This is a genomic window from Undibacterium sp. JH2W, assembly GCF_049340425.1.
GTDB lineage: Bacteria > Pseudomonadota > Gammaproteobacteria > Burkholderiales > Burkholderiaceae_D > Undibacterium.
Window position 1 is genome coordinate 316,232 of sequence record NZ_JBMPOT010000001.1, and the last position, 21,825, is coordinate 338,056.

A 21,825-nucleotide genomic window follows, 5' to 3' on the forward strand; every position below is an offset into this window, starting at 1 on the left:
AATTGTCTAGCCTTTAATTCTATCTTTTTGATAACAAAATCCCTGTTTTCACAGTCAAATCATCAGGATAGCGATTCTCTCTCAAGTGTTGCATGTTTATCTGTGTGCATCCTCATATACTGCACAAGCTAATTGCTTAAGGTGAAGGTTCCCAAGCTATTGCAGGCTACAATAGCACCTGCAAGTTTTTGCGGATCAAACCGTCTCCCCTTATTGTCTCCCCCTATGTCGCATGGCCTGAATACCCCCCAACGTAATGCAGTCAACTATATGGATGGCCCCTGCCTGGTGCTGGCCGGGGCTGGCTCGGGCAAGACGCGGGTGATTACCCAGAAAATCGTCAACCTCATCGAACTGCATGGTTATGATCCAAAACATATTGCCGCCCTGACCTTTACCAACAAGGCCGCGCTGGAAATGCAGGAGCGTATAGGCAAACTGCTGGCCGAGCCGCGTCAGGCCAGGCAGTTAACGGTATCCACCTTTCACTCGCTGGGCGTCAAGATACTCAGGCAGGAAGCCCAGGCCCTGGGCCTGAAAGACCGTTTTTCCATCATGGATAGTGATGACTGTTTTTCACTGGTGCAGGATCTGGCAATTACCACTGACAAGCAATTGATACGCCGTATACAGACGGCCATGTCCCTGTGGAAAAATGGCCTTGTTGACCCTGAGCTTGCAATGAAACAGGCACAGGACGAAGACGAGGCGATTGCCGCCAGGGTCTATCGCAGCTATGTCGCCACCCTGTCTGCTTATCAGGCGGTGGATTTTGATGATTTGATACGTTTGCCGGTAGAACTTTTTCGTAGCAATGAACAGGTACGCGACAAATGGCAGCGCCGCCTGCGCTACCTGCTCGTCGATGAATATCAGGACACTAATACCTGTCAGTATGAATTGGTGAAATTGCTGGTCACAGGCGTGGGCAAAAAGCCCATGTTCACTGCTGTCGGTGATGACGATCAGGCTATCTATGCCTGGCGCGGCGCCACCATAGAAAACCTGACGACCCTGCAAGTAGATTTCCCTAATCTCGAAATCATCAAACTGGAACAAAATTACCGTTCCAGTACCCGCATCTTGCAGGCAGCCAATTCTGTCATTGGGAATAATCCCAAGCTGTTTGAAAAATCCCTGTGGTCTGAGCATGGCCTGGGTGATCCGGTCAAGGTACTCGGTATGCAGGATGATGAACAAGAGGCTGAGCAAGTCGCCATCATGATTTCTGCTCATCGCTTCGAGCGCCAGGCCAAGTATTCTGATTATGCGATTTTGTACCGTGGCAATCACCAGGCGCGTGTCATTGAGCAGGCATTGCGGCGTGAGCGCATCCCCTACACCATCTCCGGCGGCCAGAGCTTCTTTGACCGTGCCGAGATCAAAGACATCATTTCCTATCTGCGCCTGATCGCCAATGAAGATGATGACCCGGCATTTATCCGCGCCATCACCACACCCAAGCGTGGTGTCGGCCTGGCCACGCTGGAAGTGCTGGGTGAATTTGCCGGACAATGGCAATGCTCGTTGTTTGCCGCCGTCTTTAAAGGCGGCATAGAAGCCAAGTTACCCGACAAGCAGTTACGACCCTTACGGAACTTTTGCAGCTTCATCAATCAGGTAGAGGCCCATGCCCATAGGGAAGGCCATGCCACAGAATTGCTGGATGACCTGATGAAAGAAATCAATTACGAAGGCTATCTCTACGACAGTTTTGAAGACCGTGCCGCCCAAAATAAATGGCAGAATGTGCTCGACTTTACCCAATGGCTGAAAACCAAGGGCAGTGGCGGCAAGGATGGTAACGACGATCACCGCAGCCTGCTCGACCTGACCCAGATGGTGGCCCTGATGACCATGATGGAAGGCAAGGATGAAGAGCCGGACGCCGTGCGCATGTCCACCCTGCATGCCTCCAAGGGACTGGAATATCCGCATGTGTTTCTGGTCGGTGTCGAAGAAGGTATCTTGCCGCACAAGGGCGACCCCGACGCGCCTATAGAAACTTTTGCCGCACGCATAGAAGAAGAGCGCCGTTTGATGTATGTAGGCATAACCCGCGCCCAGCGCAGCCTGCATATTACCTGGTGCAAAAAACGCAAACGTGCAGGCGTGCAGGTACATTGCGACCCTTCCCGCTTTATCAAGGAAATGAAACTGGATGAAGGTGATGCCCTGCCTGCCGAAGGTGAAGTCATGACACCCAAGGAAAGACTGGCTGGTTTGAAAGCCTTATTGAGCAAACCCAGGGAATAATGAACTGAATTGGTGTATTTTGAGCTTTTGGACAAGCAAAAATGCTAATATTGCTCATGGAGTATGTATTTTGATTACCCCAATAGCCAGAACTAATTAGCCAGATATTTTGCAAAAGTGATTTATGCACCGTTTGCTTAGCTTGCTTATTTTTATACTCTGCAACATGCTCATGTTGCCAGCAATGGCGCGTAGCAGTTGCGAGCGTGTGATAGTCTCGGCAGATCCTGCCTACCCTCCTTTACATTGGTATGATGGCAAGCAGTTGCGTGGTGCCAGTATCGTCATTATTACCCGCATCCTGACTGACTTGGGTTTGCCCTATGAACTGCGCTATCTGGGGCCTTGGAAACGCGTTTTGTATGCTGCCAAAAATGGCAACATAGATGTCATCACCACCCTCAAGATCACACCAGAACGCCGCAGTTTTTTAATCTTCAGTGAGTTGGTGCTGAACAATCCTGTCGCTGCCTTTGTTAAAAAAGATCGTCCTCCACCTTTTAGCAAGTGGGACGATTTGATAGGCTTGCGTGGCGGCATCGCGCGCGGTAATCGCTTTGGTTCAGTCTTTGATGAATTCATGGATGAGCGCTTGAACGTCAGGGAAGCCGATAACCTGGAAACCGCTTTCAACATGTTATTGGCGAATCGCTTCGAGTATGTCATTACCGGCTATCATGTTGGCCAAGCTTACATAGCATCAGCGAATATTGACGACAAGCTCATCGCCTTGCAACCATTTTTGATTGATTCACAAAACCTGTTTGGTTTTGCTGCACAAAGTCCATGCATAGCCTATTTACCTGCGATCAACAAGCAATTGGAAAAATTGCATAAAGAAGGTTTTATAGAGCGTGCCTTGGCACAAGCCCGGGCAGACTGGCGAAAAACCCCTATCATAGGAAAAAATTGAGGTCTGGGGTTTTCCCAGTTAATTTAATCATTTACTAACTATGTCGAATTCACTATCTCCGCACCTGATTACCAGCAATGAACAATTGACCAAGCTGTTTGATGTAGTCGGCGCAGCCTCCATCAAAAAGGAAGTTTCTTATATCCATCCACATTACCGCACGATGATAGAGGCCTCGCCCTTTGCCGTGCTGGCCACACGTGGAGTCGATGGCCTTGATGCTTCCCCCAGAGGCGATGCACCTGGTTTCATCGTGGTCGAAGATGAACATACCCTGCTCTTGCCTGAGCGGCGCGGCAATAACCGCATAGACAGTCTGCGCAATATCCTGTTTGACCCTCAGGTTGGTCTTTTGTTTTTGATTCCTGGTATAGGTGAAACTTTGCGTGTCAATGGCAGGGCCAGCATTTCTGTTGATCCTGATCTGCTGGAAAGAATGGCCGTGGATGGCAAGGCCCCCAAATGCGTGTTGCGCATCAAGGTGGAGAGTGTTTATTTCCAATGCGCGCGCGCCATTCTGCGTTCGCAATTATGGCAACGTGCCAGCCAGGAACCAAAAGCGCAGATCGCTAGCCCGGGTACGATTTTGGCAGCACTCAGTAATGACGAAGTCGGTGGTGAAAAATACGATAGTGAATTACCTGCCAGGCAACGTGCCAGCTTGTACTAACCCAGGAAAGCTTCACATAGCCTGCATGGATGAAATCTGTGCAGGCTTTCTGTTATCCTGTGCCGCCTGATACCACAGCCGCCAGACCAGATTAAATAATCACATGGAAATAATGACAATGAAATTCAAGACTACACTTACTCAGCTGACGCTCAAATACCTGGCCGTCTTGGGATTGGCTGTTGCAGCCAGTCACGCATTTGCCCAGACAGAAACGCCAGCCAAAGGGGTGTTGTGGGAAGTTAAATCTGAAAAAAATACCGCCTATCTGTTTGGTTCCATCCACCTGGCCAAGGCCAGCTTTTATCCTCTCCCTGAGGCAGTAGAGACTGCTTATAAACAGGCCGATATCCTGGTGGTGGAAGTTGACACCACGGATGCCAAGGCCAGTGAAAAAGTCATGCCCTTCTTTACTTATGCAGCACCCGATAAACTGGAAAATCATATCAAGAAAAGCACCTGGGAAAGCCTGCAATCCATGGTCGGTCCGGCTGCCACGCAATTCCAGAGCCTGAAACCCACCATTGTCGCCACTGCCCTCAGTATCGGTGTCTTCAGGCAGCAAGGCTATGATGCATCCAAGGGAGTGGACCTGCATTATGTCTTGCGCGCCAAGCAAGATAAAAAAGAGATAGTTGAGCTGGAAAGTACAGCATTTCAGGCCAGTGTCCTGGGCAGCCTGCCGGATGAAGATGCGGATGCTATGTTGGCCCAAACCCTGGAGGGTTTGAAGAGTGGTGACACCCTGCGTGAAACCGCAGGAATGATCAGTGCCTGGAAAAGTGGCGACGTCGAAGGGCTGGCAAAAATACTGCAAGATGCCGCCAATAAAGATGCCGGTTCGAAAAAACTCATGAAATTATTGCTGGATGACCGTAACCAGGGCATGACCAAAAAAATCCTGGATTTGCAAGAGCAAGGCAAGAAACTCTTCATCGTGGTCGGTGCTGGTCACTTGTCTGGTGCCAATAGTATTATCGAATTACTGGAAAAACAGGGTCTGGAAGTAAAGCAAATCAAATAAATCCTGTCAGTGCATGACCAGAGGCCAGGCGCAGAGTGCTAAACTCTGCGCCTTTGTTTTTTAGCCTGGCTAAGAAATGTCCATACCTTGTTAAAATGCCCAAACGATAAAATGCTGTAAAGATATGTCATCTGATAAAAACAAGATTTTATTTGCGCATCAGCTCAGGGGTATGGCCGCTGTTCTCGTGCTGGTCTCACACTGGTTTGGCGTGTACTGGGGGATGAGAGAGGCAGTGTCTTACTACACGGCTTCGCCAGTCCATGCCGGGGCCAGTCCGCTGGTCTACGATATCATGTCCTACTACCCCAATTTTGGTCTTGGGCCTTTGGGGGGTATCGATCTTTTTTCTGATTAGTGGTTTTGTGATTCCGCTCTCTCTTGAGAAGAATGCCTCATCGAAGTTTTTGACCATGCGGTTTTTCAGAATCTATCCTACCTACTGGATGAGCTTGTCCATAGGTTTGTTATTTGTCTATTTCTCCAGTCAGTTTTGGGGGGTGCCAGTTTTTTGGAATGCAAAAATTCTGGCATCCAATATCCTCCTGATCAATGATTTCTTTTTGCTACCCAGTGTTGACCTGGTCAACTGGACGCTGGTGGTGGAATTAAAATTTTATCTCGTTGCAGCCTGCCTGAGCCCGGTAATTCGACAAGGAAAAGTTCTGCCATTTTTTATTTTTTCTCTGACGATATTGATGCTGAACTGGTGTTTGAACAGCTTACATACTACGCCAGATAGTGCGGCGTTTTTATCTGTTCTCAAGATGCTGGTTTCCGGCTTTGTGTATGTACAATTCATGTTGATAGGACTGTTTTTTTATTATGCCTATCAACAAAAGATACCAAACCAAAAATTGGTTTTCTGCGCATTGCTGCAGTTGATGATATTTGCAATGACCTGGTCATGCAGCAGCATACAAGATCAATTTCCTATTGTGACGAAGATTTATTTTTTTGGATTTGTGCTCTTTTCACTGGCCTATGTCTTCAGAAATACATTCAGGAAAAACCGCTTGTTCGATTTTCTCGCGGATATCAGTTTTCCTTTGTATCTGGTGCATTCACTGGCCGGGTATGTCATGATAAAAATTCTGATGTCTTACGCCTGTTCATTTTATTTATCTGTCTTGCTGGCTCTCTTTGTCGTCACTGCGCTTGCCTATGCGATCCATATTTTTGTAGAAATGCCGACCAACTCATTTGGAAAGACTATAGTTCACTACGGGATGTCTAAACGGATGCTCAGGAAAAACATGTAATTTTTTTTAATATTTGCATGGGCATACCGTGCCACTTAGCCCGTGCTGCTATAAACATTTGTGTCAAAATGCGGCTTTAGCACTTAATGCTTGCCTCATTACTTCCGGGGTTGTGGACAAGCAATAAAGAAACAAAATGATGTTTAATGACAATCTGCCATCTGATACGCCCCCCTCTTTACAAGAGCACCCCTGGATTTCCCTGGAAACGGCGCTTGATGTCGAAGCCTGGATGGATTTGCAACACCGCGAATTACAGCAGGCCCTGGGTGACAAGCCCACCACAGGCCAGGGCATATGTCTGAGCCTGGTGCATGGTGGTCAGCTGTACCTGCACACCAATTCTGATGGCGATGTCTTGCTGGACCTGACTGAAGAGGCATTATGGGTGACACCAGTCTTGACTGCCGTGACGCGCACGCCACCACCACGTGGGCAAGTCTGGGCTTTGCCTGGACATGTATTGATACAACTGCTACTCGGCTTGAATAGCCTCATCGCCAGCAGCCGCCTGGTCTTGCGGCATCAATACAAGGGTGCCAGATCAGCCTGATCTGGTGATGCTCGCCTTACCTGGACGAGTAAATCCGCGCCAGTTCCCCATCCTGGCGTCCGCGCAATATGGCCTGGTCGATTTGCTGCAGCAAACCGGCATCATGGTCAAGACGTATGGCAATATGGATATCCACAGAAGACACGGGTTTGGGCAATATGCAAAACAGTTTGTTATTTGTCGACTTGTCAGCAAATTCTGTTGCATATTGCTGGTTGATATAATTTTCCAGACGGCTGGTATTGGTCGTCGAGCTATATAATAAAAAAGCATCCATGCGGCGCATGAATAATTTCCTGAAGCGACCCAGGTTATTGCCAGTGTCATCTTCGACCTTGAACAAGACATTGCTGAGCCGGTCAAATTCTTCACCATAGCTGGTGCCGCGCACTATGCCTATGGTCTTACCCTTCAAATCATTCACAGAGTTATAACTGAATCTGGCACTGCATAAAGTCACCAGCACAGCCTGATCGGCAAAGATGGGCAGGCTGAATGTAAACAGGCGCAGGCGTTCGCGGGTTTTCGAGATGCCAAAGATCAGGCCTTCACCGTTTGCCGCATTTTCCAGCGCCCTTTTCCAGGGATAACGTCTTACCTCGAATGTGAGTTTGCTATGCAACTCCAGATAGCGTAGCAGATCCATGACTTCATTCGACAGCGGAATGACGGCCCCTTTGCCATCGAGTTCCTCACTCATCAGCAATACAGCGTTTTGTCTGGCCTGCGCATGCACTACATCGACCCAGCAGGCGCAAACAAGCAGGGTGCAGGCAAGTAAGCGCGCGTAGCTTGGCATTGTTATTCCGGGCTGATCTCTGTCGCTTTATCTTAGCGCAATTTATCTGCTTTGGCTGCTGGCCCTGGCATGTTGAGGGCTGGTCATGCCACAATCTCTGTTAAATATGGCAAACCAGATATTCGCTAGAGATACTAAAAAAACAAAAAAGGGTACATGCCATGAGCATGTACCCTTTTTTTGTCTGGTGGGAATCAGTCCTGCATGTCTTAATCTGCTACCCCATTTCTATCTATCCTGACGGTACGCGAGCCACCGGCCTTTTTAACATTGACTTCGGCTTCGCTAGGGCCGGTCACCTTGATACTGGCGCTATCGAGCAACAGTTCACTGGCGCGCAAGTCGCCGCTACCGGTCAATTTGGCATTCAAGCTCTTGGCCCTGCCTTTCAGCCTGGTTTCACCCGGACCATTCATGATAATTTCCAGAGCCGCTTCAGATTGCAAATCTACCTCAAAATCACCGGAACCGGCATTTTCCAGTTTGAGTATACCGCTGATGCCGGTATAGCTCTGGTTGGAAGGGCCGCTATTGACGACTTGCAAATCCTTGATTTTCAAATTGTCTGCATTGACATCACCAGATCCGCTGCTGTTCAGGCTCAGGTTGGCGACTTCGCCACTGAGTTCGATTTCACCAGGGCCACTGGCACGAATATTCACTTGCTCAGCCTGGATATCATGAATCTTTGCATCGCCTGAACCAGACATGACCAGATCCAGCGCTTTTACCTTACCCGACAATGTTGCGTCTCCAGGCCCATGCTGTACCAGTTTCACAGGCACCGATTGCAAATCGTCCACACTTAATTCACCACTGCCATTCAGGCTGGCATCGAGTGACTGGGTGATGCTGTGCATATGCGTGTCACCCGGGCCGTGAATTTCCACTTCTGCCTTGCCGACTTGCAGTTGCTGCAAATCGATATCGCCGCTGCCAGAGGCGGCCAATTTCAGGGTGCCGACCTTGCCGCTGATCTTGATATCGCCAGAGCCATTCAGATTCAGCGCCAGATTATCTGACTGCAGGTTACGCACATCCATGTCGCCACTGCCGGTATTATTAATGCGGTTCAGGCTATTGACCGTGACCGTGACTGTGCCCGGGCGATTATTCCAGGTGAAACTATAGGACTTGCGCTTGCTGCGTATGATCAGGACCTTGTTTTCCACCACGGTTTCTATTTCTGGCACCAGATTATCATCGCCACTGATTTCCACCGCAGCAGTAGTCCCACTCATCACGACTACATCAAAGAAGCCAGCGTTTTCTATGGCGCTGAATTCAGTCACCGTGCGCTGCTCGGTCATGATTTTGCCACTACCCTTGATGGCATCGCCATTGACCCTGACTTCACAAGCGCTGAGTGAGAGCGTGAGCAACAACAGACATCCGAATGATTTGTACATGATATCGTAGGGGAAAGATTAAACAGGTGCCTAGTGTAATGTTGTTTTGCCTGGATTTCATCGTGCAACAAGACAGAATGCCATTTTCTAGCCATCAACTGCAAATTTGCCGGATAAAACGTAAGCCTTTGCAACAGCTGCCATTTGTTTTTCCAGCAGATGTACACTAAGCTGGTTTTCATCGTCAAACCAAGAACAAAGTATGATGCCTACCCGCCGTCAACTATTAAAAAAGGGACTCTTGCTCGGCAGTGCCGGCCTGGTCGCCCCGCATGCACTGTTGCAGGCAGCAGAACCAACGCCGCCGCCCGACTTGTTTGATTCGCAGTCACTGGATATAGAATTCTGGGTCAAGCCCCGTACCCTGGACCTGATACGCCCGGCGACCGGCGAGCGCAGCAAGCTGCTGTACTGGAAAGATGGCGATGTACTGGAGTCAGCCTACCAGCAACTCTGCCATTTGCTGCGTGACGTGAATGGCAAAGAAACGGCCCCGATAGATCCTAAATTGCTGGAAACCCTGTGGGCCACCCAGGCCTATATCGCCCGCCTGGGCATGACCAGGCCCCTGGAAGTATTGTCCGGCTTTCGCACCCAGGCTTCCAATATGCGCCTGATAGAACAGGGTGTCCCCGCCGCCCGCAAATCCCTGCATATGGAAGGTAAGGCGGCGGATATACGCATCCCCCAGTTGCATGAAGAAATCCTGGGTGAACTGATACAAAGCTTCCGTCAGGGCGGTGTCGGCTTCTATTATCGCCAGACCGCCAACGGTGGCTGGATACATACCGATACCGGCTTGCAAAGGAGCTGGAAGGGCTGAGTCTGGCGACCAGACTCAGTACATCAGCCCCGATCACGCACGCGCACTAGGTCGGCAACAGGCGTTAAGGGTTCTTGGGTATCTTGCTGGCATCACCGGTGGTAACGATGCTCCAGCGGTCTGGTTGCAGATATTGTCTGGTGGCCTTGTTCAATTGTTCCAGGCTCAGATTTTGCAAGGCCGCATCCCTTTGGATTTGCCAGGAGTAATCGACACCTTGATGCAAGAGACTACTCCATTCTGTCGCCAGATAATCATTATTGTATCTGGCTTGCAGCTGCAAATGGCTTAAGGAAGATTTGGCCACTTGCAATTCATTTTGCGTAAAGCCATTGATGACCAGCAATTGCATTTCTTCCAGGATTGCCTGTTTGAGTTTCTCTATATTCGTGCTGGCGGCACTTGCCGTGATTTCCCAGTTGCTGACAGCATCTGTGGCATATGGGGTCAGGCTGGAAGTGACACCATAACTCCAGCCTTCCTTCAGGCGCACGCGTCTGCCCAGCCTGGATTCTATAGGGTGGCTACCCAGCAAATAACTGGCAACCGTCAAGGCGGTAAAATCGGCCTCATTAATGCCAACCGGGACATCCAGTTGTCCCAGGAAAGTGCCATTTTCTTTGCCTGGTGTATCCAGAAATTTACGTAATGGCTGCCGTTCGATAAAGTGCTGGTGGGCAGGCTGATAGGGTGATTTGCTTTCCCATGCCTGGAATTCTTGTTCCAATACCGCCTTGGTCTCTTCTATATCAAAATCACCAACGATGGCAATATGACCGTTACTGGCACCATAAAACTGCTTGTGAAAATCAATCAGATCAGTTGCCCTGACGGTGCTCAATGCAGTGAGCACTTGCTGTGAGGTTTCCAGGGAACGTACGTCTCCTGGTGGAAAATTGTTGAAATGTCTGGCCAGCTCGTCCCTGGCCATGCGCTCTGGTGTGCTGGCTGATTTCGTCCACAGCAGCCGTTCATTGGAGAGCGCGCTGTAGACCTGGGCAAGATTAGGTTCTTTTAGATTCAACATCATCAGCTGGAGGGCTTGTTTCAGATGCGCCTTGTCTGTGGTGAACTTGGTGGTGCCACCGCGTATATGGGCTTTTACCCGTTCAGCATCCAGGCTTTCTTTTCCATAAGAATTGGTGCCATTCGGCAAAACTTGCGCGGTCAGGTTCTCTATCCAGCGTTTGCCAGCCAGGGACTTTTCATCTCCCCAGTGCAAGACCAACTCTACGCTCACGGCCTGGCCACGCGTGGGTTTTGCCAGCAAGGCTGCTTCTATATTTCCTATCTTGAGTCTACGGGTACTTTGTTGAATATTTTCGGCCGAGGTATCGAATTCAGCGACCGTAGCATATTCATCGCGATGAGAAAATCCTTTGAGTGCCTCACTGGCTTTGGGAACCGGGGGGATGCCACTGTCTGTGCTTTTCTCTTCTGACAGCAGCATGCCTGTAGTACGGTTTTCCCTGACAAAATAACGCAATGCGGCTTTTTGTATTTGTTCACTCGTCATGCTGAGCATACGATCCTTTTCCAGAAACATCGAGCGCCAGTCTCCGGCTGCGATGTATTCCGAGATCCAGAAATTCAGGACACGGGGGTCATTCATGGTAGCTGAAAAGCCCATCACATATTTGCTCTTGATAAAATCCAGTTCTTGCTGCGGCCAGGTATTTTTCCCAAAAGTTTCTATGACCTTGGTCAAGCCTTTAGCGCTGTTTTCATCGAGACTACCTGGCGCATTACTATGACCAAAAAAAATCAAGCCATTCTGGGCCGTGCCTTCGAGATGAAAACCTACGCCCGGATTGGCGGGAAATATGTCGCCAGCCTCATTTCTCAATTCGCGGCCAGCACTCAGCATGAAGGCGGCGAATTTCAAGCTGACGTGGTCTGGATGCAATAGTGAGGGTAGGTGGTAGGCAAGTATGACTGCGTCGGCGTTTTCTTTTTTTCTGAGGATGATCTGACGTTCACCCTGCTGTGCCGGTTCTATCGTAGGAATATTCGGCAAGGCAGATTTAGGTGCTGGAATACTGCCAAACTCACGTGAGATGGTCTGTAACACCGTGCCAGTATCAAACTTGCCTGCTACCAGCAATACCACATTATCAGGCCGGTAATAATGATGGTACAACCGCTGTAATGATTCTATGTTGACATTCTCAATATCGCTTTTTTCACCGATGACACTATGGCCATAGCCATGCCAGTCAAAGGCTACCGACTGTACCCGGCGCTTCAGCGCATCGTGCGCATTATTCTCCCTGCGCTCAAGTTCATTACGTACTACCGTCATCTCTGTGTCGAGTTCTGATTTCAGGATGCGGGCATTTTGCATGCGGTCTGCTTCCATACTCAAGAACCAGTTGAGCTCGCTGTCATTCGCCTCAAAGTTGGCGAAATAGTGTGTGCGATCTGGAAAGGTCATGGCATTTGAGTACATGCCTTTTTCATTCATCTGTCTGGAAATTTGTGGATAATTTTTACTGCCCTTGAATAACATATGCTCAAGCAAATGCGCATAACCAGTTTGTCCTGCACCCTCGTTCCTGGAGCCGACCAGATACGTCATACCGACTGTCGTCGTCGACGTGGAATTGTCAGGCATCAGCAAGAACCTGAATCCGTTTGGCAAGCGATATTCAGTGATGCCCTCTACGGTTTGCACCTGCACTATGTTGGCAGGCAAGGCAGGAGCTGCCAGTGCCGGACTGTGTAGCGATAGCATGCATATGGCAAGAGTGAGCGCAAGGACGGGCGTTTTAAATGTGTGCATGATGGAGCTTGAAAATTCGCAATAAAAAAACCGGAAATCTCAGATTTCCGGTTTGAAGATAAATGTAAATTTATTTAGTGGTAGCGGCTTTGGCCTTGGCTTCATCGGCTGCGATAAAGATACTCATTTTTGCCGGGTCTATATAACGGCGGAAGGCATCGTTCACCTGCTCGACGGTCAGTGCCTGTATCTTGTCGTCCATGGCTTGTGACCATGCCCATGTGCGTTTCAGGTAGAGATTGCTGTTCCAGCCGCTGGCGACGGCACCGTCACTGGTGCGCCCCTGTACTCTTTGTTGCAAGAGTCCGGATTTGGCCTTGGCCAGCTCATCGGCAGTGAAACCATCTTTGAGGGCGCGTGCCAGTTCTTCCTTGATGGCGGCTTCCAGTTTTTCCAGGTTTTGCGGTGCTGCCGTGGCACTGATGCTAAAGCTGCCGGTCGGGTCTATTTCACCCGCAGTCAGGCTGGAACCACCACCGTAAGACAAACCATCTTTTTGGCGTATGCGTTCCATAACGCGCGAGTTCATACCAGCACCGCCACCAAAAATATAGTTGGCTATACGCAGTGCAGGGAAGTCAGCATCATCTTCCCGCAAACTCAGGTTCATGCGGCTGGAATAGATACCGTTTTCCTTGTCTGGAGTATTGAAAGTCTTGCGTACTGCGGGGATTTCTTCGCGTTTGCTTGCCAGGCGGGTATAGGGTGACTTGCTGGTCCAGCCATCAAATACTTTGGCGACAGTCTGTTTGGTGCTATCCACGTCAAAATCACCGACGATGGACAATTCACCTTTGGAGACACCATAGAAATTTTTATGGAAAGCCTTGATGTCTTCCAGCTTGACATTGCGTATGGCTTCTAAAGTTTCATCCAGTGTCAGCGAGGCACGTACGTCGCCTTTAGGATAGGTATTAAAATGCTGCGCCATGGCGCGGCTGGCAATGGCGGAAGGTTCATTGCGTGAAGCTTCGGTACCGACCAGGGCTTTTTCCTGCATTTGCTTGAATTCACTCTCAGGGAAGTTGGCATCTTTCAAGACATGCGCCACCAGCGCCAGCGCTGCTGGTAAATTGGCCCTGGTGGTCTGGAATGAATACAGGCCGCCACTCATTTTCAGTTTGGACATTTCATCTGCCAGCTGGGCACGGCTATATTTGCTGGTCCCTGTAGCGAGCAAGCCGCCGGTAAAGCCTATTGCGGTAGCTTTGCCGAACAGGGTTTTTTCATCACCCCAATGCAAATTCAGAGAGACGTTCACAGTCTCACCGCGGGTCTTTTTAGGAAGCAAGGCCACTTGCAGATTGCCGATATTGCTTAGCTGTGTGCGTTTGTCGATATTTGCCGGTGATGGGTCAAACACTTCGCCAGTCAGCGTTGCTGCTTTCGGTTTGAAGTCTTTCATGACCTCTGCAATACTTGGCGCAGCCGGTATTTCGGCACGTTGTGGATTATCTTCAGGGATGAATGTACCGACAGTACGGTTGTCGCGTACCAGATACTTTGTTACGGCCGTAGTGACTTCTTCTGCTGTAACTTTGCCAGCATCGTCCCTGTCCTTGAACAGATAGCGCCAGTCACCCATGGCGATATATTCAGACATGCTGATGCCTATGGATTCATGATTATTCAGCAGCTTTTCATAGTAATTGGCATTCTCGCGTTGCAGGCGCTCAAGTTCTTCCTTGGTCGGTGGATTCTTCTTGAAGTCCTCTATGCCTGCCAGCAGTGCATCTCTGGCAGTTTCGACAGATTCGCCTTTTTTGACGACCGCGCCGATGATGGCGAGACCAGGCTCAACATGCCCCATGCTACTTGAGAATACCTGCACCAGCTTGCCGCTCTCTACCAGTTGTTTGTGCAGCCGACCATGTGGTGCACTTGCCAGTATGCTGCCTGCATAATTGAGGGCATCGCGGTCATGGTGCAAACCAGCCGGTACTTTATAGGCGATCATGACCATCTGGGTATCACCCTTGCGGCGCACGACAAAGCTGCGCTCACCATCCTGGGTAGGCTCAGTGGTCCAGAACTGAGGCAGGCTGCGGGTAGGTTTGGCTATTTTGCCAAAGGACGCATTTATCCATTGCAAGGCTTTCTCTGCCTCGAATTTACCTGCCACCAACAACACGGCATTATCTGGCTGGTAGTACTGACGGTAAAAGGCTTGCAGGTTTTCTATCTTGACGTTCTCTATATCACTGCGGTTACCTATGGTGGAATTGCCATAGTTATGCCAGTCAAAAGCCACGCTTTGCAGACGTTTCATCAGCACTGCACCGGGTGAATTTTCGCCACGCTCATATTCATTGCGTACTACGGTCATCTCGGTGTCGAGGTCTTTTTTCGCTATATTGGAATTAACCATGCGGTCGGCTTCCATCTCCAGCGCCCATTTCAGGTTTTCATCACTAGCCTGGAATAGTTCAAAATAATTGGTGCGGTCCAGGGAAGTCGTGCCATTGATGCGCATGCCACGCTTATTGAAATCTTCCGTGATTTTAGGATTGGTCGGCGTGCCCTTGAACATCAGGTGTTCCAGCAAATGCGCCATGCCGGTTTCGCCATAGTTTTCATGACGCGAACCGACCAGATAAGTCACATTGACTGTGACGGTAGGTTTGGATGCATCTGGCATCAGTAAAACACGCAAGCCATTTGGCAAACGGTATTCAGTAATACCTTCCACGCTGCTGATCTGGCTGACGCCTTTGGGCAGATTGTCTGCCAGGGCTGCGGGCGCATTGAAGAGAAAAACTCCTCCTAGTACAAGGGCGCGCAAAATGGGTTTGAGGCTAAATTGCGTGGCTGAGCATAGTTGTTGCATAAAATCCTATCATCTGGAATTGAAAACAAAGTAAATCCGCCAGGCGGGTAAGCTGGCAGATAAGATTGATGAAAATAGAGAAAGTTGCAGCTATTTTGTCATATGGATAGACGATGTTTGTTGCATAAAGCCAGTATTGGCAATATGCTCAATTGTAACTATGTGTTAAATGTGCTTGTTTGTCAACTGCCTGTGGCGATCACTTCCAGTGTCTGGCTGCCACTCCAGCTATCGCCTGGTGCCAGGTTGATGGGGCGCAAAATAGTGGCAGCTTCCACACAGAGCATGCGTTGCTCGCCGCCGGCTTCCATATCATTGATATTGGCTGCTGCCGCACCTGGATTCCAGACGACGGCATCAGCAAAACCGCTGCTGCGTATGAGGGTAGTTTGTTCTTTCTGACGCAGCTCCAGTTGTGTTGGTACAGCGCCATAAATGCGGTCAGTTTCACCAGAAATACGCAAAAAGGGATCAGCTTCGAGGCAATGTGCAGCACCATTGACAGTGTCACGATAATGCAAGCCTTGCAAACCATGCAGGCTGATTTCGGCAATATCCTGCACCGCCAGGTAAGTGTGCAAGGCTGTCGTGAAGCTGAAATTGGTGTCGCCGGTATTCTCAATCTCCAGGGCCATTTGCAAGGCATTGCCGCCTATGCAGATACGCAACTGGGCGCGGAAGACATGCGGCCATATTGTCAGGCGGGCGATATTTTCCCTGAGTTCATAGACCGCTTCGGCGGCTCCGTTTGCCAGCAAGCCAGATTGCAAGAGCTTCCATTCAGAGTTGCGGGAAAAGCCATGCTTGGGCAGAGTGCCCTGGTTGGAAAACTGTGGAAACACCACCGGTACGCCGCCACGTATAGCCACACCCTCCTGGAAAGCCGTGCTCTTGCTCATGAATAATTGCTCCACTCCACTGGCAGGTATCCAGGAACATAGATGTGCGCCCTGGCTGGCAATTTTTGCTGTGGCACCGTCTTGGGAGTGGATGTCGAGGAAATTCATGCAGGCTTTCTTTCTGTAGATAGGAATATTTGCCAGTGTAATAGATAGTGAGCAAAACGCTACTGCTTTAAGCTGCTTTAACAGCAAATCATGATGACAAAAAGCAGCCGCTTTCGGTTAGTATTGCAAGCACAAAAATATACTAGGGATTGTCGTCTATCATGTCCATCAGCTATCTCGCCATCAAACACCTGCACCTGACTTGCGTAGGCTTGAGTGGCAGCTTGTTTTTGTTGCGCGGCTTTTGGAGGATGCGTGACTCTGTACTGTTGAATCAGCGCTGGGTCAGGATAGTGCCGCATTTGATCGATACGCTTTTGCTTGCCAGTGCCCTGACACTGGCTGTCATGAGTGGGCAATACCCCTTCCAGCAAAACTGGCTGACTGCCAAATTGCTGGCCTTGTTGTTGTATATCGTATTGGGTACCATTGCCCTTAAACGTGGCAAGACGCCAGCAATACGCACTGCCGCCTTCGCCGCTGCCATCCTGACTTTTGCCTATATCATCAGCGTTGCCCTGAGCAGGCAAGCTATTCCCATCTGAAGGAAACATTCATGACGTGCCGTCCATCGCGCTTGCGCCACCTCAGCCTCAGCATACTTGCCGCCCTGCCTCTGCTAAATGCACCTCATGCCAGTGCCAGTGATACCCTGCATGAACTGGCGCAAGACTTACAGTCAGGTAAGACTACCGCGCAGCAAATTTACGATACCTATGATGCGCGTATACAAATGTATAACCCTGGCATACAGGCAGTCACTACACGCAATCCCCAGGCCAGGGCTGATGCGCAGGCGGTGGACCAGCAAAAGACAGCCCGTGGCAGCCTGGCTGGCTTGCCCCTGCTCTTGAAAGACAATATCGCCGCCCGTGGCATGGTAACTACCGCTGGTTCAACCGCTTTGGCTGATAACCTGGCCGAGCAAGACGCACCCCTGGTGGCACGTTTGCGCGCTGCCGGTGCCATCATCCTGGGCAAGGCCAATCTCAGTGAATGGGCAAATCTGCGCTCCAACCAGTCCAGCAGTGGCTGGAGTAGCGCAGGCGGCCAAACCCGCAATCCCTATGCCCTGGAGCGCAGTCCCTGTGGTTCCAGCGCAGGCTCAGGTGCGGCGGTGGCAGCACGTCTGATCCCGGCGGCGATAGGCACAGAAACGGATGGCTCCATCGTCTGCCCCGCATCAGTAAATGGCCTGGTGGGTTTGAAACCCACTATAGGCCTGGTCAGCCGTACTGGCATAGTCCCGCTCAGCCATAGCCAGGATACGGCCGGGCCCATGACCCTGAATGTACGTGATGCTGCCATGCTCTTGAACGCCATGGCTGGCAGTGATAAACAGGACGTTGCCACCCGCCAGGCAGACCGTCTGCGCAGTAAAGACTATACGGCAGGCTTGCAAACCACAGCCTTGCAAGGCAAACGCCTGGGCATAGTACGCAAAATGGTGGATGGCTATGATGCCGACACCAAGGCCTTGTTCGACAAGAGCCTGGCTATCCTGATCGCACAGGGAGCCACCGTGGTAGACCAGATAGACCTGCCTTACCTCGAAGAGCTGGACAAAGACGAACTGACCGTCTTGCTGTATGAATTCAAGGCTGACCTGAATGCCTATCTGGCCAAGACACCTGCGAGTGTCAAAACCCGCAGCATGGCTGATGTGATCGCCTACAATAAGCAACATGCGGATACTGTCATGCCTTATTTTGCCCAGGAATTGATGGAGCAGGCGCAAGCCAAGGGCAAGCTCAGTGACGCCGCCTACCGCCAGGCCAGTGCCCGTATCAAACTGCGCGCTGGCAAGCTGGGCATTGATGCAGTGCTCAAAAAATATAAACTCGATGCCCTGATCGCACCGACCACAGGCACAGCCTGGCTGATAGACTATAAAGCGGGCGACACAGTAGAGGGCAGTTCCAGTAGCCCGGCTGCAGTTGCCGGTTACCCCCATCTGACCGTGCCCATGGGCCAGGTCAGGGGTTTGCCAGTTGGCCTCTCACTGTTTGCCGGTGCCTGGTCAGAAGCCAAATTGCTCAATATGGGCTATGCCTTTGAACAAGCCAGACCAGCCCTGCCAGCACCTACTTTGGCAACGACAGCAACCGCTGAGGCAAAATAATCTGGCGAAGGCCAGTCCTTTCCTCGACTCCATTATGAAGGGCATGATGGAGTTCTTCATATTCTTCTCTAGGCGTGGCCTCCATTTTTCATAAACTCTCATGCCTGTGACTTCGGTTAGCTTTGCTTTCTTCTAGGAAGTTTGATTGAATTTATCTATCGAATTGGCAACTTAAATTGTGAGTAAAAATGAGTGCATTCTACAACGCACCAATTCGATGTTTTTCATTGACAATCAATAGCTTATGAACGATAAATACAAAAGATGTTTTATTTATTCATAAATTGTTGATTACAATGATTAATAGTCGATATTTCACTTCAAAGGAAGTAATTTCCGCGACAGGTGTAAAATATCGTCAACTTGATTATTGGATCCGAGGCGGGATAATTAAGGCGTCAGGACGTAAAGCAAAAGGAAATGGGACTAGGCGGCTGTTCACGTTTACTGATATTGTTGAAGTCCGAGCCGTAAAGAGACTAACCGAATCCGGAATGCGTCCCAAAGCGCTAAAACAATGCTTACTGCATTTACGTCTACATTTACCAGAATTAATTTCTTCATCTCTTGGAGCTCATCGATTTGTGACTGATGGGAAAAGTCTTTTTAAAATTTTGAACGAAAACACGCTAGAAGATATTAGCCAAGCAGGGCAGTTTTGTTTTACTTTTGGTGTAGATGAGGAAATTAAAGAGGTAACGAAATTTGCACAAGAGCAAAAAAGACCAATCAGATATCAGCGATTTGATGTAGTCAGAAAAATGGCAAATCTGAAGCAAGGTTAAATATAGAGCGTTATAAAATACTTATTTTTTTAAGTAAGATAGAATCTGAAATTTGTTTGTGCTTTTTATAGCTACTAAAAAATTTGGTAGTCGTTATTATTTATTAGGAGGTAAAGAAATGAGCATTATCTCTACCCAAACTGGTGACAAAAGCAATTTTTTATGTAAACGCTTTGCTTTGCTTGCGACTACATATTTTGATAATCCAGATGCAGCGAGAAGTGAAACCGCGCAAGTTCCACTCGAAAACCTTTTTCGAGTTCTGGAAATGTTTCGAAATGATACTTTTTCTGATGAAAGTCGCAGAGGGGTATTGGCTTTGGAAGGCCAAAGCCCGATATCCTTAAACACTCATAAAGAAGATTTTTGGCATACCGATATAAAAAAAGCAGTGCATAAATCTATTGTTGTTGCTTTTGGTGCTGCAAAACCTGAAACGGATGCGGTTGTTGAGCTACAGAGCGCATTGCGAGGATTAGTTGTAGATGGTGCAGCATCGCCAGCAGATGTAGCATCAAGGGCAAAAGTGTTCTTTACTCAATTAAGTGATGCATTGTAAGAATGGTCGAAAAAAGTGTACTCACCAAAAGAATTCTTACTTCTCGAATGTAATAGCGTTAGGTCAGTGCTTCAAGAAACTCTGCGCTATGAATATGGCGCAGAAGGTAGCCGTCAATTTTTCGAGCAATGTGAAATTCGCCTCGAATACATCAGAAAAGAAATCTCAAATACAAATCCTGATGAACACGAATCTTTGGAAAATAATGCAGCGTTATTGAATGCGCTTTCTGATTTGATCTCCAGGATTGAACGCTCTTCAATTGGTGAGTATTCTTGGCCGTTTGTAGATGAGTTAAAAAAAATTGCAAACGCAATTTGCACAGAAAATACTTTAATAAGAGCTCAAGCTCCGCCAAAGATTCATGTCCTGTCGGATGGCGGATTGGATAAGTATGCCATTGCTATTGAACCGAAGCGACCATCTGGTGGTACTCGGCGTATTCTTACAATTGTTTTCCCTCGATCGCTGAAGCATTATGTACTTTTGCATCCTGTACTAGGACATGAGCTAGGACATGCGATTTGGCAGGGATCTGAGCACGAAAGGTCACTACAGAAAATTATTGAAGATAAGCTGCTTCAAACAAATCAAAAATTCATGAACCCTGACCTGGCAGCTGCTTGGATGTATTCGCCACAAGCGCCTCAGGGAATAAAAGATGAGCTCGCCGCTTATCATTCAAAATATGGGATTGATCAAACGACGTTTTTTCAACATGTCGCAAATTGGCAAGCATGGGTAGAAGAAATTACCTGTGATTTGATTGGCCTTGCAACATTTGGTCCAAGTTTTGTTGCCGCATTAAATCAATTACTTTATGGCCTTATGTCGTCTGGAGTTGGCTTCTCTCCCGCCCATCCACCAGTAGGATGTAGAGTTAACTTGATGTTATCTGCAATACGGTTGTTGGGCTACGATAAAATGAGCGTAGCCAATCAGCATCACCAAAAAGACATAGATGATTTTTGGGGACAACTGCATACACAGAAACAAACTAATTCTTGGTTTGATATTTTTTCTGATCAAGAATTGTTAGATACCTTAACAGAAATTAGAGGTCTACTCAGTCTCCATCCTCCAGCGTGTTACGAGAGTCCTAATCCTATACAGTTTGATAAATTGCTGCAGCAATTGTTGAACCAAATTCCTCCTCTAGATTTTAATGTTAATAGCGATGGAACTTTAAGCTGTGTTGATGTAGATTTTAGACATATTCTTTATGCCGGATGGGTTTCATCTAAGAAAGACTCTAAGACATCATTTTTTGATATAAATCGATTGTGCGAGCATGCAATTATGCAGCTAGGCGCGATAAGAACTTTTAAGAGCCCTTAATATGAGTGCACTTTCAAGAAGCTCAATTATTGATCGCATTCAGAGCAATAGTTTAACAATATCTCCTATTTTATCGAGTAACCAGTTAGGTCCTTCCTCTGTTGATTTGAGGATGGGTACAGTAGTTTTGTTAGCTAGAGCGGGTGCCCAATCACATGTTGATCCACAAGCCTATTTGAAAGAATCAAATCCGCTAGCTGATCACGATACTATTAGAAACAAAAAACAAAAGCATGAGAGGTTTGATGTTCCTTTTCAGCATTCATTTTTGCTTCATCCAGGTAAGCTCGCTTTGGTACCTACTCTGGAATGGGTGAAATTGCCGTACGACCTTCAAGGTGTTGTTACGGCCCGTTCATCTTGGGCACGAGAAGGACTCAGTATTGCTACCGCTACAATTGTGAATCCTGGATACACCGGAATTGTTACTTTAGAATTGGCAAATTTGGGTGAGGTTCCAATTCGCCTCTATCCTGGTTTACGTTTGGCGCAAATTGCTTTTTATCTCTTAGAATGCAAAGATAAAACAAAGGACGAGGCAGCACTTAAAAGCCAATTTGATTTAAGTTTTGAACCATCCGGCGGGGACATCGCAAAAGAAGACCATCCATTCATCCCCAAACCAGGTAAATGAACTTACCTAATAAATGCATTGTGGTAATTACAGATAAAACCTAAAGCATTTTGGCTAACGCA

General features: G+C 48.6%; 19 protein-coding genes. 14 read left to right on the forward strand and 5 right to left on the reverse strand.

What is annotated here, in order from left to right; genetic code table 11:
- Positions 1-225 precede the first annotated feature (225 nt).
- The 7 genes from ACO0LC_RS01420 (at position 226) to ACO0LC_RS01450 (ending at position 6,678) form a co-directional block, all read left to right on the forward strand.
- Positions 226-2,256 (forward strand): UvrD-helicase domain-containing protein, encoded by a 2,031-nt coding sequence (locus tag ACO0LC_RS01420; protein ID WP_423000197.1) that lies wholly within the window; start codon positions 226-228, stop codon positions 2,254-2,256.
- A 166-nt stretch (positions 2,257-2,422) separates the two neighbouring features.
- The gene (locus ACO0LC_RS01425) at positions 2,423-3,169 is read left to right on the forward strand and encodes a substrate-binding periplasmic protein (protein ID WP_422999892.1); all 747 of its coding nucleotides are present in this window, start codon (positions 2,423-2,425) and stop codon (positions 3,167-3,169) included.
- Between the two features lie 40 nt (positions 3,170-3,209).
- Positions 3,210-3,839, forward strand: a complete 630-nt coding sequence (locus ACO0LC_RS01430; RefSeq protein WP_422999894.1) for a pyridoxamine 5'-phosphate oxidase family protein — start codon at positions 3,210-3,212, stop codon at positions 3,837-3,839.
- Positions 3,840-3,957: 118 nt separating this feature from the next.
- A complete protein-coding gene (locus ACO0LC_RS01435; protein WP_422999896.1) occupies positions 3,958-4,863 on the forward strand; it encodes a TraB/GumN family protein in 906 nt (301 codons plus the stop codon).
- 124 nt (positions 4,864-4,987) lie between these two features.
- Positions 4,988-5,221, forward strand: coding sequence for a hypothetical protein (locus tag ACO0LC_RS01440; RefSeq protein ID WP_423000217.1), 234 nt, complete (start codon positions 4,988-4,990; stop codon positions 5,219-5,221).
- On the forward strand, positions 5,127-6,125 hold the full coding sequence (locus ACO0LC_RS01445; RefSeq protein WP_422999898.1) for an acyltransferase family protein: 999 nt from the start codon (positions 5,127-5,129) through the stop codon (positions 6,123-6,125). The genes ACO0LC_RS01440 and ACO0LC_RS01445 overlap by 95 nt, the downstream gene beginning before the upstream one ends.
- Positions 6,126-6,261: 136 nt before the next feature.
- Positions 6,262-6,678, forward strand: coding sequence for a hypothetical protein (locus tag ACO0LC_RS01450; protein ID WP_422999900.1), 417 nt, complete (start codon positions 6,262-6,264; stop codon positions 6,676-6,678).
- Between the two features lie 16 nt (positions 6,679-6,694).
- On the opposite strand, the gene ACO0LC_RS01455 is transcribed toward ACO0LC_RS01450, so the two are convergent.
- Both ACO0LC_RS01455 and ACO0LC_RS01460 read right to left on the reverse strand, forming a co-directional pair.
- On the reverse strand, positions 6,695-7,477 hold the full coding sequence (locus tag ACO0LC_RS01455) for a substrate-binding periplasmic protein (protein ID WP_422999902.1): 783 nt from the start codon (positions 7,475-7,477) through the stop codon (positions 6,695-6,697).
- Positions 7,478-7,686: 209 nt separating this feature from the next.
- Positions 7,687-8,886, reverse strand: a complete 1,200-nt coding sequence (locus tag ACO0LC_RS01460) for a GIN domain-containing protein (protein WP_422999904.1) — start codon at positions 8,884-8,886, stop codon at positions 7,687-7,689.
- A gap of 205 nt (positions 8,887-9,091) precedes the next feature.
- On the opposite strand from ACO0LC_RS01460, the gene ACO0LC_RS01465 reads away from it, so the two are divergent.
- The gene (locus ACO0LC_RS01465) at positions 9,092-9,709 is read left to right on the forward strand and encodes a YcbK family protein (RefSeq protein ID WP_423000199.1); all 618 of its coding nucleotides are present in this window, start codon (positions 9,092-9,094) and stop codon (positions 9,707-9,709) included.
- 64 nt (positions 9,710-9,773) lie between these two features.
- On the opposite strand, the gene ACO0LC_RS01470 is transcribed toward ACO0LC_RS01465, so the two are convergent.
- The 3 genes from ACO0LC_RS01470 to ACO0LC_RS01480 all read right to left on the reverse strand — a co-directional run bounded on the left by ACO0LC_RS01470 (position 9,774) and on the right by ACO0LC_RS01480 (position 16,325).
- Complete coding sequence (locus ACO0LC_RS01470) at positions 9,774-12,491, reverse strand: M16 family metallopeptidase (protein WP_422999906.1); 2,718 nt, start codon at positions 12,489-12,491, stop codon at positions 9,774-9,776.
- A gap of 70 nt (positions 12,492-12,561) precedes the next feature.
- Positions 12,562-15,318, reverse strand: a complete 2,757-nt coding sequence (locus ACO0LC_RS01475; RefSeq protein WP_422999908.1) for a M16 family metallopeptidase — start codon at positions 15,316-15,318, stop codon at positions 12,562-12,564.
- Positions 15,319-15,500: 182 nt separating this feature from the next.
- The gene (locus tag ACO0LC_RS01480; RefSeq protein WP_422999910.1) at positions 15,501-16,325 is read right to left on the reverse strand and encodes a D-hexose-6-phosphate mutarotase; all 825 of its coding nucleotides are present in this window, start codon (positions 16,323-16,325) and stop codon (positions 15,501-15,503) included.
- Positions 16,326-16,486: 161 nt separating this feature from the next.
- On the opposite strand from ACO0LC_RS01480, the gene ACO0LC_RS01485 reads away from it, so the two are divergent.
- The 6 genes from ACO0LC_RS01485 to dcd all read left to right on the forward strand — a co-directional run bounded on the left by ACO0LC_RS01485 (position 16,487) and on the right by dcd (position 21,763).
- Positions 16,487-16,870, forward strand: coding sequence for a SirB2 family protein (locus ACO0LC_RS01485; RefSeq protein ID WP_422999912.1), 384 nt, complete (start codon positions 16,487-16,489; stop codon positions 16,868-16,870).
- 11 nt (positions 16,871-16,881) lie between these two features.
- Entirely contained in the window at positions 16,882-18,447 is a 1,566-nt protein-coding gene (locus ACO0LC_RS01490; RefSeq protein WP_422999914.1) for an amidase, read from the forward strand.
- A gap of 296 nt (positions 18,448-18,743) precedes the next feature.
- Positions 18,744-19,232 (forward strand): MerR family transcriptional regulator, encoded by a 489-nt coding sequence (locus ACO0LC_RS01495; RefSeq protein ID WP_423000201.1) that lies wholly within the window; start codon positions 18,744-18,746, stop codon positions 19,230-19,232.
- 118 nt (positions 19,233-19,350) lie between these two features.
- On the forward strand, positions 19,351-19,791 hold the full coding sequence (locus ACO0LC_RS01500; RefSeq protein ID WP_422999916.1) for a hypothetical protein: 441 nt from the start codon (positions 19,351-19,353) through the stop codon (positions 19,789-19,791).
- A 66-nt stretch (positions 19,792-19,857) separates the two neighbouring features.
- Positions 19,858-21,129: a hypothetical protein gene (locus ACO0LC_RS01505; RefSeq protein ID WP_422999918.1), complete on the forward strand. Its 1,272-nt coding sequence runs from the start codon at positions 19,858-19,860 to the stop codon at positions 21,127-21,129.
- A 1-nt stretch (position 21,130) separates the two neighbouring features.
- Complete coding sequence (dcd, locus tag ACO0LC_RS01510) at positions 21,131-21,763, forward strand: dCTP deaminase (RefSeq protein ID WP_422999920.1); 633 nt, start codon at positions 21,131-21,133, stop codon at positions 21,761-21,763.
- Positions 21,764-21,825: the final 62 nt, after the last annotated feature.

What these genes read in the sequence shown, in the direction of transcription:
- ACO0LC_RS01420 (WP_423000197.1), top strand. Translation starts at nt 226, where the DNA reads ATGTCGCATGGCCTGAATACCCCCCAACGTAATGCAGTCAACTATATG.
- ACO0LC_RS01425 (WP_422999892.1), top strand. Translation starts at nt 2,423, where the DNA reads ATGCTCATGTTGCCAGCAATGGCGCGTAGCAGTTGCGAGCGTGTGATA.
- ACO0LC_RS01430 (WP_422999894.1), top strand. Translation starts at nt 3,210, where the DNA reads ATGTCGAATTCACTATCTCCGCACCTGATTACCAGCAATGAACAATTG.
- ACO0LC_RS01435 (WP_422999896.1), top strand. Translation starts at nt 3,958, where the DNA reads ATGAAATTCAAGACTACACTTACTCAGCTGACGCTCAAATACCTGGCC.
- ACO0LC_RS01440 (WP_423000217.1), top strand. Translation starts at nt 4,988, where the DNA reads ATGTCATCTGATAAAAACAAGATTTTATTTGCGCATCAGCTCAGGGGT.
- ACO0LC_RS01445 (WP_422999898.1), top strand. Translation starts at nt 5,127, where the DNA reads ATGCCGGGGCCAGTCCGCTGGTCTACGATATCATGTCCTACTACCCCA.
- ACO0LC_RS01450 (WP_422999900.1), top strand. Translation starts at nt 6,262, where the DNA reads ATGATGTTTAATGACAATCTGCCATCTGATACGCCCCCCTCTTTACAA.
- ACO0LC_RS01455 (WP_422999902.1), bottom strand. Translation starts at nt 7,477, where the DNA reads ATGCCAAGCTACGCGCGCTTACTTGCCTGCACCCTGCTTGTTTGCGCC.
- ACO0LC_RS01460 (WP_422999904.1), bottom strand. Translation starts at nt 8,886, where the DNA reads ATGTACAAATCATTCGGATGTCTGTTGTTGCTCACGCTCTCACTCAGC.
- ACO0LC_RS01465 (WP_423000199.1), top strand. Translation starts at nt 9,092, where the DNA reads ATGCCTACCCGCCGTCAACTATTAAAAAAGGGACTCTTGCTCGGCAGT.
- ACO0LC_RS01470 (WP_422999906.1), bottom strand. Translation starts at nt 12,491, where the DNA reads ATGCACACATTTAAAACGCCCGTCCTTGCGCTCACTCTTGCCATATGC.
- ACO0LC_RS01475 (WP_422999908.1), bottom strand. Translation starts at nt 15,318, where the DNA reads ATGCAACAACTATGCTCAGCCACGCAATTTAGCCTCAAACCCATTTTG.
- ACO0LC_RS01480 (WP_422999910.1), bottom strand. Translation starts at nt 16,325, where the DNA reads ATGAATTTCCTCGACATCCACTCCCAAGACGGTGCCACAGCAAAAATT.
- ACO0LC_RS01485 (WP_422999912.1), top strand. Translation starts at nt 16,487, where the DNA reads ATGTCCATCAGCTATCTCGCCATCAAACACCTGCACCTGACTTGCGTA.
- ACO0LC_RS01490 (WP_422999914.1), top strand. Translation starts at nt 16,882, where the DNA reads ATGACGTGCCGTCCATCGCGCTTGCGCCACCTCAGCCTCAGCATACTT.
- ACO0LC_RS01495 (WP_423000201.1), top strand. Translation starts at nt 18,744, where the DNA reads ATGATTAATAGTCGATATTTCACTTCAAAGGAAGTAATTTCCGCGACA.
- ACO0LC_RS01500 (WP_422999916.1), top strand. Translation starts at nt 19,351, where the DNA reads ATGAGCATTATCTCTACCCAAACTGGTGACAAAAGCAATTTTTTATGT.
- dcd (WP_422999920.1), top strand. Translation starts at nt 21,131, where the DNA reads ATGAGTGCACTTTCAAGAAGCTCAATTATTGATCGCATTCAGAGCAAT.